Origin of the sequence: Arthrobacter sp. Soil736, from assembly GCF_001428005.1 — a bacterium.
GTDB lineage: Bacteria > Actinomycetota > Actinomycetes > Actinomycetales > Micrococcaceae > Arthrobacter.
On record NZ_LMSB01000001.1, the window covers coordinates 261451 to 274148 of the forward strand.

Genomic DNA, 12698 nt, shown 5'->3' on the forward strand with positions numbered 1-12698 from the left:
CGTGCACACCCGGCATCCAAAACGGAGGCAGGGCGCAGCACAGACTTCAATATCCTAGTGCATCGGAGCGGGTTTCCGCGATTCGTTCGCTGACTCGAGGCTAGCGTGATGCGGGCCCCCTCAGCAGCAGCGGAGGCCCGTATGTGGAAAACCGGACTCTAGAACCGCGAAAGTTTCACCACGACCTTGTCCGCAACGACGGAGACACTGCCCCTGACAGAGAAGTCCACCTTTTTTGTCTCCTTTTCCCACTCGGGCCTGGTCTTGCTGAAGGCATTCCGCTCGTAGCTCACGGAAGCCTCACCGGGCGTGCCTCCGCTCAGCCGCCATGCACCGTCAAAGGACCGTTGCATCGCGTAGTCCGGTTCAGCGTCGACTGACCACTTCACGTTCCGGACGTCACCGAAGGCAAACACGTAGAAGGGGCAGCCCTCGGGCTCCAGCTCCGTGGACTTCTCGCACGCTGCCAGGGCGGCGGCCACTTGGCGGGACGTCTCAGTCCGGAGCGACTCCGACGCCTGCACGGTGAGCCTTGCGGTCTCCGGTGCCTGGCCTGCCGCACCGATGGGAACCAGCACTTGCTGTTCCGCGGCCGCAAGGTGCTTCTCACTTTCCGGAAGGCCTACAGTGTACGAGCCGGGGAAGGCCGGGAGGCTGAAGTTCGTGCCGAACGCGCTCGTGTCCCCCTGCCCTGTCGCCACGGCGATGCCGTTGACCGAGAGCGCGGGTACCGGGGCGTCGGCGGAAATGGAGATGCGTTGCAGCGGACTGCCACCGAGTTTCCAATGGTCATCGAGGAATTCCGGCCGGCTCTTGAACAGGCTGAACGCCTGCTCATACTTGCGGCCGCCCTGCCTGAGCTCGACGCGCACTACTGCGGATTCACCGGACACCTTGCCTGAAATCACCGAGAAGCCCTCAATCCGGTTCTCCGCAGCTCCGAACACCTTGTTGGTCAGCAGCTCCCTGTCCTCATTGGGGATGTCGGGATCCAGGATCGCAAGGGCTTTCTCGGCGTCGCCGTCCACGAGGGCCTGGACGTACTCCCCGACGAGCTTGTCAGGGCCGGCCTTGACCGCGTTGACCACCACCAGCGAGCCGACAGTGAGGACCACGACGGCGCCGAGTGCGGACAGGGCCACCAGCAGGCGCTTCTTACCCTTGGCCGAAAGCTCCCGGGCCGGCATTCCCTCCGGCGCGGCGCCGTCCCCGGCAAGACCGGACGAATTGCCGCTCGGTCCGTGAGTCTGCGAATCCGATCCCGGGGTGCCATCGGGTACCGTGGCGCCGGCATGCGATGTGGCCGGCTGTGCGATGGGCGCGAAAGGGAGCACCTGCGCCAGCCGCTGTAGTTTGGCCGGCACGAACGGCAGCACGGAAGGGGCAATAAAGCGGGCGCAAACTTCAACCAGGAGCCCCCAGGCCAGGAACACTACAGGTGACCACCAGGCCGGCGCCACAAGGTACTCGCCCGCAGCCAGTCCCGAAACGTCAAAACCGGCCTGCGCCGTCAGGAGCGGCAGGAGCAGCAGTCCCAGAACCAGGAAGGCGGCGGGCACGGGAATCCAGGAGAGAACGTCCGCGCTGGCCACCCTGCCCCGGCGGAGCAGGACGGCAATGGCTGTTGCGACCGTGCAGACCAGGGCCAGCGCCAGCGCGCCCCAGGCCGCGCCTGCCGCAGACGCACCGGCCACATCGGCGCCAAATCCGTAGACGGTGTAATCCTCGCTCCGGCTCTCCTGCCCGCCCAGGATCTGGGAGGTTTCCATGAAGACACGCACGCCACCGAGGTGACCCGCCACAAAGCTGTAGCCCACCCCGTTGCCGATCCACAGGGGACCGGACAGCAGGGCTGTCCAGCCCCCGGCCACGGCGGCTGTGATCCACGCGGCGGGAACGGCGATCGCGGAAAACAAGACAGTGTGGACCGTCACTGCGGCAACGGGCAGGTTCAGTTTGCCTAGAGGCGGCACCGGACCAGCGGACGGGGCGCGGCGGACATAGACGCCGTTCCGCGACACCGCGGCCAGCCCGGCGCCGAAGACGAAGGCAACGAAAAGCGACCACGGATTTTCGGCGGAAATCGGCTTGACACTGAAGCCGTTGGACCCGGGAAAGCGGACGGCAGCAGCTGCCGCGAGCCCATTGACCAGCAGTGAATACACCACACCGGTGACCGCCGACTGGAGGAGGAGCTGGGGCCTCGCACCAGACGGAATCCTGTGTTCAGCCACGCGGCTGCCGAAGTAGACACCCAGCGCGCTGACCAACAGCACTGTCAGGGGCACTGCGTAGCCCATGGCGTCCCCGCGAAGTGTTCCGAAGAACACCGTGCCCTGGACAGCCGTGTCGAGCGCACCCAAATGCGCCATGGCAACGAGTTGCGCGGCGAGCTGGACCAACTGTGACCACGCATCCGGCGTTTCCTGCGCGGGCAGCGCTCCATCCAGCGCCGGGGCGAGGGTGCCCTGACCGGCGGCGATGCCGGCCAGCGAAAGCACCACCAGGGCGATGCTGAAGACAAACGCCGCAAGGTACGACGCCACTGAAACGGCCGCCCCGGCCCACAACCGGCGAGGATCAAGCAAGGCGGAGCCATGATGCGGGTCAGGAGGCGTTGCGGGCCGCTGCTGCGGCGGTTCAGGTATGGCGGGCGTGGAAACAGAAGGTTGCTGCGACATTTTCCCCAATTTTCTGTCGGACTCTGAGTGACGCTGCGAATCTAGAGGGAAAACAGCCGCAGATCCAGTCATGTGACGCACGGGTGTGGATAACTCCAGCCGGACGAAATACTGGGGCCATGACGATTCTGATTGGCGTGGCCGTGATCATGTTCGCCCCGCGCCAGGGCTGAGCCGCGCCGCGCTCAATTGGACCGGGCTCAACTGCCCCGGACTGACTGGCGCGGGATGACAAGACCGCCTGTCCGACGGGCCTGGGTGGCCGGCCGGACAGGCGGTCTCATGTTGGAGCAGAAGCGGTTGCGAAGAACTTACGACGCCGGTCCGGTCCCCGCGCCGACGCCTTCAGCTTCGGGAACGGCAGTTCCGGTCGGGACGGGCTCCGTAGCGCCCTTGCGGTAGCGCCACACGCCAATACCCACCACGACGGCGGCCAGGGCGACCGACAGCAGGAGCGATTCGCGGGTGGAGTCCAGGATCATCATGCCGATGATGAGGGCAACGATGCTGCCGATCGACAGCCAGGTCAGGTAGGGGAACAGCCACATCTTCAGCGCAAGATCCTTGGCGGCCGCTCCCATGCGGCGGCGCAGGATCAGCTGTGAAGCGGCGATCACCAGCCAGACGAACAGGGCGATGGCGCCGGACGTGTTCACCAGGAACAGGAAGACCGTGTCCGGGGCGATGTAGTTCAGTCCCACGGTGATGAAGCCGACCACCGTGGAGGCCAGCACGGCCGCAGCCGGCACGCCGCGCCTGGAAATCTTCATCCAGGACTTGGGCGCATCGCCGCGGCGGGAGAGTGAGAAGAGCATGCGGCTGGCCGTGTAGAGGCCGGAGTTCAGGCAGGACAGCACCGAGGTGAGCACCACGATGTCCATGATGGTGCCGGCCCCCGGAATGCCGAACAGTTCGATGACGGCAACATACGGGCTCTTGGCGACGTTGGCGGAGTTCCACGGCAGCAGAGTGACCACGATGGCGATGGAACCGATGTAGAAGACCAGGATGCGCCAGACGGTGGACTTCACGGCCTTCTTCACGGCGTCCACGGGGTTTTCGGATTCGCCTGCGGCGATGGTGGCGATTTCCGCCCCGAAGAAGGAAAAAACCACCACGAGGATTCCCGCCAGCACGGCTCCCGGGCCGTTCGGCAGGAAGCCGCCGTTCTCGATCAGGTTGCTAACGCCGGGGGCCGGAACGCCCGGGATCAGGCCAAGGATCGCCGCCACGCCGAAAATGAGGAACAGGACGATCGCGGTGACCTTGATGGAGGCGAACCAGAACTCGAACTCACCGTAGGACTTCACCGAGGCGAGGTTGGTCAGCGTCAGCAGCACCATGAGCACCAGGGCCCAGACCCACTGGTCGATGCCCGGCACCCAGCGGTGCATGATGGCCGCGCCGGCGGTCGCCTCGATGCCCAGCACGATGATCCAGAACCACGCGTAGAGCCAGCCGATGCTGAAGCCCGCCCAGCGTCCCAGCGCCTTGTCCGCATAGGTGGAGAAGGACCCGGTCTCGGGATTGGCGGCGGCCATTTCGCCCAGCATCCGCATCACCAGGATGACCACGATCCCCGCCGCCATGTATGCCAGCAGGATGCCCGGACCTGCCTGCTGGATTGCGGCACCGGAACCCACAAACAGCCCTGCGCCGATGACGCCGGCGATGGCGATCATGGACAGGTGCCTGGGTTTCAGGGATTTTGAGAGTTGCTGGTCAGCGTGCATGGATGCGCCGTCCTCTTGTTGATTTCAGGTCTTGGGATGGGGTCGGGCCGGTATGGGGCGTGTGCCGCGGACCACATGTGCGTTTCACACTAAGGGAGCCATCGGTCGGACCAGGCTGTGCAATGACACAGTTTACCGGCCCCGAAAACAGGCATCCTGCCAGCCGCAGACACACCTGAGCAACAAATGTTGTTCGGGGAACAATTCTGTAACGGGGCTGAAATGTTCGTTCGCGCCGGCTACAGCCCTGCCGGCGTCCCGAAGAACAGCTCCGTGACCCGGGCAAGGCGGTGCGGATCCTCCACGCCGCAAAGCTCCCTGGCGGAGTGCATGGACAGGAGGGGCACCCCCACGTCCACGGTCCGGATGCCCAACCGGGTCGCGGTCAGCGGCCCGATGGTGGAGCCGCAGGGCATCACATTGTTGGAGACGAACTCCTGGTAGGGGACTCCGGCCTCGCCGCACAGCCGGGCCCAGAGCGCCGCGCCCGCGGCATCGGTGGCGTAGCGCTGGTTGGCATTGATCTTCAGCAGCGGGCCGCCGTTAAGAACGGGGCGGTTGACGGGGTCATGCCGCTCCGGATAGTTGGGATGGACGGCGTGGCCGGCATCGGCAGAGACACAGAACGACGCCGCAAATGCCTGCCGCCGCTGGCTCGCCGACGCACCCAGTCCGTCCGAAATCCGGACCAGGACGTCTTCGAGCACGGGCCCGCACGCCCCCGAGCGCGAGGCCGAACCGATTTCCTCGTGGTCGAACGCCGCCAGCACGGCGATCGGCGCCGGCCCGGTCCCGCTGGTTGGGCTTGCCGAAACCCCGTGGGCGATCAGCGCCGCCAATCCGGCGTGCGTGGCCGAAAGGTTGTCCAGCCGCCCGGAGGCGAAGAACTCGCTCTTCGCGCCGAAAACCGCAGGCGGCTGCGTGTCCGCAATGACGACGTCGTACCCGCCGATCTGCGCCGGATCAACCGGCGCCCCGCCCCCGGCGGCGCGTCCCGGACCGTCGCCGTCGCCGTCGCCGTTGCCGGACACCCGCTCGGCCAGCAGCCCCAGGAGGTCCTCGCCGGCAGGATCACCGAGCCCGAAGACGGGGTTCATGTGCTGCTGTTTGTCCAGGGTGAGGCCGTCGTTCACCGCCCGGTCCAGGTGGATGGCCAGCTGCGGAAAGCGCAGGAGCGGGCCGGTGGCGGTGAGGTGCTGGGTCCCGTCGAGCATGACGAGGCGCCCCGCGAGCTGCAGCTCGCGGTCCAGCCAGGAGTTCAGCAGGGGCCCGCCGTAGACTTCCACGCCGGCCTGCAGCCATCCGAACCTGCCCGTGGTCGGTTTGGGCTTGAGTTTGAAGGACGGCGAATCGGTGTGGGCGCCCAGGATGTTGAAGCCCGTGGTGGGGCCGGCGCCTTCCGGTGTCACCCACGCGATCAGCGCGCCGTCGCGGATCACGTAATACTTGCCCGCTGCGGCATCCCAGGGCTGCAGCTCATCCAGGCCGGTGAAACCGGCCTCCTCCAGTCGCCGGGCGCCTTCGTGGGCGGCGTGAAAGCTCGACGGCGAGGCGCTGACGTAGTCGCCCAGGTCCCGGATGTGGTCGGCGGCAGAGGTGTGGATAGGCATGGCTCCGAGTCTAGCGGTGCCCTAGACGGTGACGTTGAGGCCTGCCGTGTAGCCGGCCGACACGGAACCGGACATGGTGGCCAGCTGGTAGATGCCGCCGTCGTCGCCGAAGACGTTGTCCGACTTCAGGGTGGTGTTGGGGAAATTCCGGGCGCTGGTCTCATAGCCGGAGGAGGCGTAGACCTCCTTGCAGGCGGCGTCGGTCAGCGCGATCTGCGAGACCGCCAGCACCTGCCCGGCCGCGGTGGCGTTGTTCATGGATTCGAAGACTTCGAAGTGGATGTGCGGCCAGCGGCCGTTGTAGGCACCGGGGTAGATGGTCTTGAAGGTGACCTGGCCGTTGGCGTCCGCCGGCTGCACGCCGCGGAGGTAGTTCTCGTTTTCCAGCCCGGAATCGTACAGGGAGTACTTCCCGTCCCGGTCACAGTGCCAGGCGTAGACGGCGGCGCCGGCCAGCGGAACACAGCCGTTGGCGTTGTCGAGCAGGGTCAGCGTGACGGTCAGCGGCACGCCGTCGACCTTCGTGGTCGACGCGCCGAAGCTGGACGTGATGTCCTGCCGCACCACGCCGGACGCCTCGAGGACGTTCGGACCGTTTGATCCGTCGCCCGGGTAGGGCCCGGCCGTTTCCTGCGGGATCTCCACGCCGCACTCGGCGATCGCCCGGGTCACCGTGGGGGACGCGGTGGCGGAGGACGACGCGGAGGCCGCAGGCGCCGTCGTCGTGGCCGTCGATCCGGCAGACGCGGACGACGGCGTTCCGGTGGTGGCCGCAGAACCGGAGGAACCGCCCGGTGTGCATGCCGCCAGGGCGGCAGCCGCCGTGCCGGCGCCAAAGAACATGCCCAGGGAGCGGCGGGTCATCAGCGTCGAGAGGTCGAACTCGAGGCCGCGGTCGTGGTTGGGGTGGGGCTCCTGCGGAGCCTGCTTCCGGCCGGGGGTGCGGGGTGAAGGAGTCATGCCTCCATGAAACTCCAGGCAGCTATGGCCCGCATAGGGCAATCCTGTGCGGAAGCTGTGCCCGTGCCGGGTCAGTAGCCCGGGTCAGTAGTCCGGGTTGCTGGGCGTCACCAGACCGGTCTCGTAGGCGTAAACCACGGCCTGGACCCGGTCCCGGAGGTGCAGCTTGGTGAGGATCCGCCGGACGTGGGTCTTCACCGTGGCCTCGGACAGGAAGTACCTGTGCGCGATCTCCGCGTTGGACAGGCCCTCGGACATCGCCTCCAGCATTTCGGTCTCCCGCGGAGTGAGGTCCTCCAGCAGCGGATCACGGTGGGCCGGCGAAGCGGAGGGCGCACCAGGCGCGGGCGAACCGGTGCCGCGGACATACGTTTCCAGCAGGCGCCGGGTGATGCGGGGAGCCACGACGGCGTCGCCGCTCGCCACGACCCTGACGGCCCGGACAAGGTCGGCGGGGGCCACATCCTTGAGCAGGAAGGCCGACGCCCCTGCCTGCAGCGCGGCGAAGGCGTATTCATCGAGGTCGAAGGTGGTCAGGATGATGATCCGCGAGCGGGAGCCCGAGCCCGCGATGGCGCGGGTCGCCTCGATGCCGTCGAGGACCGGCATCCGTACGTCCATGAGCACCACGTCCGGGGTGAGCTCGCGCACCCGGCCAATCGCCTCGGCCCCGTCGGACGCCTCGCCGACCACTTCGAGGTCGTCTTCGCCCTCAAGGATCAGCCGGAAGCCCATTCGAAGCAGTGGCTGGTCATCCACCAGCAGGACCCGTATTCGTCCGGCGTCGTTCATTCGTCCCCCTTGTTTCCGTTCAGTTGCAGCACAGCCCGCACGCGCCACCCGCCGTTGACGGTACGGCCTGCCTCCACGGTACCGCCGTAGATTCCGGCGCGTTCCTTCATCCCCGGCAGGCCCTGTCCGGAACCGAGTGAGCCGGTGCCGAGTGTTCCGGCGCCGCCGGCGCCCTCGGCGGTGCCCCTGCCGTCGTCGATCACTTCAATGGTGACGGTGGATTCATCCCGGACCACCAGGACGTCCACCCGGCTCAGCGCCCGGCCATAGCGGAGGACATTGGTGAGCGACTCCTGCACAATCCGGTACACGGTGAGCTGGAAAGCGGCGTCCTCCGGCAGCGCCGGACCCGTGTGCGAGTAGTGGACCGGCAGGCCCGCGGTGCGGAAGCCGTCGAGGAGCTTGGCGAGGTTGTCCCCGGCCGCCAGCGGCTCGCGGGGCGCCTGTCCGGCGGCCGTGTCATCGCGAAGGACGCCCAGCACGCGGCGCATGTCCGCCAGGGCGGTCCGCCCGGTCCGGGACAGCTCGGCCAGCACGTCCGCGGCGCGTTCCGGATCCTTCCGGACCACGACGGCGGCCCCGTCGGACAACGTGATCATCACGGTCAGGGAGTGCGCCACGACGTCGTGCATCTCCCGCGCTATCCGGTTCCGTTCGTTGACGGAGCCGAGCCGCGCGGCCCGGGCCGCCCAGGCCGCGATCTCCTGTTCGTGCTCCCTGCGCTGGCGCACCGAGATCCCGATTCCGGTGGCAATGACGTTGGAGAGCGCGATGCTGGTGCCCGCCGCAATGCTCGAGATGAGCTGGAATTCCTCCGGCGACGCCGCGGAGCGCGGCAGTTCCCGCTCCAGGGGGCCAACGGCCGCGAAGAAGTACAGCAGCGCCAGCGGCGCCGTCACGAGGGCCAGCGTGACCAGGGCAAAGCGCCGGGTGTGCACCACGGCAACCGCGTACAGCGAGAACCACAGCCCCGCCGAAACGTTGGAACCCCACGGATGCAACAGGGTCACCACCACCTCCACCGCCGCGATGACGGCCACCACGGGGACGGGATACTGCCGCCGGAAGAGCAAGGCAAGCGCGACGCCGGCGAGCAGCGCGGGCGGCGCCCAGCCCCCGGCCGTCACGGCGTCCACTACCGTGGGCGTCACCAGCAGGACGTAGCAGGCCACCACCACCGCATCCATCACCCGGGGATGCCGGTGCAGGTACCGGCGGACGCGGCCGCGCCGCCGGGCGGCGAACTCGGCGAAGGACGCGTCAGCCGGGCCGGCTGGCGCGTCCTTCACGGAAACAGCTTCACTCATGGGTTGAGCCTGAATGCACGATCCGGACTACACGTCGCGCTTCTTGAGCAGGACCATGGCCAGGACCACCGGCACCAGCACCCAGGCGCCCAGCACGAGGGCGGCCTGCCAGACTTCGAGTGTCTCCGGGACGTGTTCCACGGCCGTCAGGGGGTTGATGGTGTTTCCGGGCAGGTACTTGCGGGCTTCCACGAAGAAATCGCCCGGGATCAGCTGGAACGCAATGGGCGCTACGAAGAACAGACCCACCAGGCTCATGATGCCCCCGGCCGAATTGCGGATGAGGGTCCCGAGCGCCATGCCGATCGCTGCCACGGCGGCCACGTAGGCGCTGTTGACGAGCAGCAGCTTGACCGACTGCGAACTGCCCAGGTCCAGTTTGAGGCCGTAGTTGTCCAGGATCGGCACTGACACCAGGCCGGCAACATAGGTGGACACGGCCGTCAGGAGAAAGGCGCTGACCATGACCACTACGAGCTTGGCGATGAAAGCCGGGATCCGCTTCGGGACCGCAGCAAACGTGGAGCGGGCCATGCCGGTGGTGAACTCCGAACTCATCAGCAGCACACCGAGTGACCCCAGGATCAGCTGCGCGAAAGCGATGCCGGACGTGGGAACCGTCACGGCAAGATCACCGCCCTGGGCCGCGATGGCTTCAGCTGCCTGCGGGTCGGAGCCAGCCGCGTCAGCGAACTGGCCTGTTCCCCAGGCTGACAGCGCGCCGAACCCCACCATGACCACGGCCGTGGAGGCCAGGAGGATCAGGGTGGACAGCAGCGTGCGGAACTTGATGAATTCGGAGTTCAGGACCCGGAGGAAAGTGGGTCCGGGACCGATGCCCGCGCCGGCCGGGCGGCCGGGGCCGCCGGAGGGCGCACCGTTTGCGGCGTGCGCACCGCGGCGGGAAGGGGTGGAATCCAATGTTGTTGAGCTCATGACTGGTGGCCTCCGGACTGGGCGGGAACAGGGGCTCCCGTGGTGATCAGCGAGTGGTATTCGACCTCATCCTTGGTCAGCTCCATGTACGCCTCTTCAAGGCTTGCCTGGAGCGGCGTGAGCTCGTAGACCATGACATGGTTGTCGAGGGCGGCCCGCGCAATCTGGCGCGGATCGAGGCCCTTGACCTCGAGCAGTTCGTAGTCCTGCACCTCAACGGAGACGCCGGCTCCGGCGAGGGCGTGCATGAGCTGGTTGGGCTGGTCCGTGCGGACGCGCGTGCGGCTCTGCCCCTTGCCGGTGATGATGTCCCTGATGGGGGCATCGGCGATGATCCTGCCGCGGCCGATCACGATCAGGTGGTCCGCGGTCAGGGCCATCTCGCTCATGAGGTGGCTGGACAGGAACACGGTGCGGCCCTCCGAGGCCAGGAATTTGACCAGGTTGCGCACCCAGACGACGCCTTCCGGGTCCAGTCCGTTGACGGGCTCGTCCAGGATGATGGTCTGGGGATCGCCCAGGAGTGCGGCGGCAATGCCAAGCCGCTGCCCCATGCCCAGGGAGAAGCCCTTGACCTTTTTCCGCGCGACATCCGCCAGGCCCGTCATCTCAATGACCTCGTGGACGCGCTTCTTGGGAATGCTGTGGGTGGCTGCCATGGCCAGCAGGTGGTTGTACGCGGAGCGGCTGGTGTGGACGGCCTTCGCGTCCAGCAGCGCCCCGATTTCACGCAGCGGCGCGACGTGGCGCGCGAACGGCACGCCGTTCACGGTGACCGTTCCCGCCGTCGGCGTATCCAGCCCCATAATCATGCGCATGGTGGTTGATTTACCGGCTCCGTTGGGGCCCAGAAAGCCAGTGACCTGGCCGGCTTGGACAGTGAAGTTGACGCCGCCGACGGCGGTTTTGTCGCCGTAGACCTTCGTCAGGCCTTGTGCCTCGATCATGGAAGCGTTCCTTTGCGTAGCTGCGGGATGCTGTCTCGTGTGCACGTTCCACGCTACCGATGCGGACGGCCGAATTCGCCGGTCTCAGGGATGATTCAGGGGCGAGTCAGGGTAGCCCCCGTCATCCGATCGGATGAGACGCCGGGGGTCAGCCGCCGCTGTGCGGAGAGTAGTACCGGAGCGCGCCGCGCTTCAGCGTGAATTCCGCGGCCCGCACGCCCGGCATGGCTTCACCGTCCACGGCGAGCACCAGCGGCCCCGTATCGGACTCAACCCGTACGCGCGTGGCCTCGGTCAGGTGGGTGATTTTGGATGTTGCCACGGTACCCGTCAGCACTGACCAGAGCATGCGGAGTCGGGCGAAGGATTCGTCCGCGGTGATCATCCGGAGGTCCAGCACGCCGTCGTCCAGCACCGGACGGAGCAGCGGGGCGTGGTCACGGGGGTAGTAACGGCCCCGGCCGAGGTACATGATCCACAGCTTGTGGCGTACGCCGTCCACTGTGAGTGTGATGGGCTTCTCCACCGCGAACGTCCGGAACATCGCCACCACTCCGGCCAGCGGTTTGCCGAGGGCCGGCTGCAGGTGCTCGCGGCGCCGCACGAGGTTGGGGTACAACCCGATGCTGGCCGTGTTGAGCATGATGAGCTCCACCTTTTCCGGGTCATCGGCGAGCCCGCGCTCCACCGCGACGACGCCCACGTCCGCCAGTGCCGCCTCGCCCTTGCCTGCGGCCGCCACCGCCTCGGCGAGTGAGGGCGTCCCGGCATCCCGGGCGAAATGGTTCAGTGTTCCGCCCGCGAGCACCAGCAGGGGAAGGTCATGCGCGACGGCGGCGGCAGCGGCAGTGCCCACCGTTCCGTCGCCTCCCCACACGCCCAGCGCACGCGTGCCCGGCCTCGTGGCCGCGGCCTCCACCAGCGCGGCAACGTCCTGGTCCGGCGTAATCGTGGTTATATGCGCGAGCGGGAATACCTCCAGCAGGCCTGCCGAGGTTTCCTCGGTAAAGGACCCGCCCAGGGTGTTGACGGCAATGCTGAGGCCTTCGCCGCGGGGAACTTCCGCCGCGCCGACCTGGCAGCGCGTGGTGGGTGGAAAGGGCGGCCGGACGGGCCACCATTTCCTCGTCACGAGGGCTGACGCTGCCCCAATCGCCGAGCCGAAGAGCACGTCGGAGGGCCAGTGCGCCCCTGTATGCACCCTGGAGTATGCAACGCCGGCTGCAACCGGCGCCACCGCCGCGCCCAGCACCGGCTGGACGAAGCCCGCACCGAGGGCAAAGGCGACGGCCGACGCGGAATGGCCGGACGGCATCGACGAACTGGTCGGCTGCGGGTTCACGAAACGGAACACGGGCAGGTGTTCCGGCAGCGGCCTGGTGCGGGGCAGCAGGGTTTTGAACACAAGGTTGGTCACGGCGGAGGCGACGCCCTGGGCTAGCAGGCCGTGAACCGCAGCACGCCGGGTGCGGCCGGGAACAGCCGCCGCCAGGGCGGCTACGCCGAACCAGAGCTTGCCCTTGTTGGCTGCGGCAGAGAGCCGTCGGAAGAACGTGTCATGGTGCCCGCCCGGAAAGGCCGACACGGCGCGCATCAGCGTTCGGTCAAGCCCGGCCACCCAGCCGGGTCCCCTGCGCAGCATTCTTCGCATTCCCTCACCCTACCGCCGGGTAGTCCGCAGGACATGGACGTTCTGTGCTTGCCGGGATTGGCAGCGTGCAGGTCGGAAACC

At 67.4% G+C, this 12698-nt stretch carries 9 protein-coding genes; all 9 read right to left on the reverse strand.

Annotated features, from left to right (window positions below):
• Nucleotides 1-158: 158 nt before the first annotated feature.
• On the reverse strand, nucleotides 159-2681 hold the full coding sequence (locus ASG92_RS01295) for a hypothetical protein (protein WP_157372016.1): 2523 nt from the start codon (nucleotides 2679-2681) through the stop codon (nucleotides 159-161).
• Between the two features lie 311 nt (nucleotides 2682-2992).
• Complete coding sequence (locus tag ASG92_RS01300; protein WP_056623265.1) at nucleotides 2993-4414, reverse strand: amino acid permease; 1422 nt, start codon at nucleotides 4412-4414, stop codon at nucleotides 2993-2995.
• 239 nt (nucleotides 4415-4653) lie between these two features.
• Nucleotides 4654-6024: a M18 family aminopeptidase gene (locus ASG92_RS01305; protein ID WP_056623268.1), complete on the reverse strand. Its 1371-nt coding sequence runs from the start codon at nucleotides 6022-6024 to the stop codon at nucleotides 4654-4656.
• A gap of 21 nt (nucleotides 6025-6045) precedes the next feature.
• Entirely contained in the window at nucleotides 6046-6984 is a 939-nt protein-coding gene (locus tag ASG92_RS01310; RefSeq protein WP_056623271.1) for an intradiol ring-cleavage dioxygenase, read from the reverse strand.
• An 84-nt stretch (nucleotides 6985-7068) separates the two neighbouring features.
• Complete coding sequence (locus tag ASG92_RS01315) at nucleotides 7069-7776, reverse strand: response regulator transcription factor (protein WP_056623273.1); 708 nt, start codon at nucleotides 7774-7776, stop codon at nucleotides 7069-7071.
• On the reverse strand, nucleotides 7773-9083 hold the full coding sequence (locus ASG92_RS01320) for a histidine kinase (protein ID WP_056623276.1): 1311 nt from the start codon (nucleotides 9081-9083) through the stop codon (nucleotides 7773-7775). The genes ASG92_RS01315 and ASG92_RS01320 overlap by 4 nt, the downstream gene beginning before the upstream one ends.
• Before the next feature lie 27 nt (nucleotides 9084-9110).
• Nucleotides 9111-10019 carry an ABC transporter permease gene (locus tag ASG92_RS01325; protein ID WP_240986949.1) on the reverse strand — a complete coding sequence of 303 codons (909 nt, stop codon included), beginning with the start codon at nucleotides 10017-10019 and terminating at the stop codon, nucleotides 9111-9113.
• Entirely contained in the window at nucleotides 10016-10966 is a 951-nt protein-coding gene (locus ASG92_RS01330) for an ABC transporter ATP-binding protein (RefSeq protein WP_056623279.1), read from the reverse strand. Before ASG92_RS01330 ends, ASG92_RS01325 begins: the two co-directional genes overlap by 4 nt.
• 148 nt (nucleotides 10967-11114) lie before the next feature.
• Complete coding sequence (locus tag ASG92_RS01335; RefSeq protein WP_056623283.1) at nucleotides 11115-12617, reverse strand: bifunctional phosphatase PAP2/diacylglycerol kinase family protein; 1503 nt, start codon at nucleotides 12615-12617, stop codon at nucleotides 11115-11117.
• Nucleotides 12618-12698 lie beyond the last annotated feature (81 nt).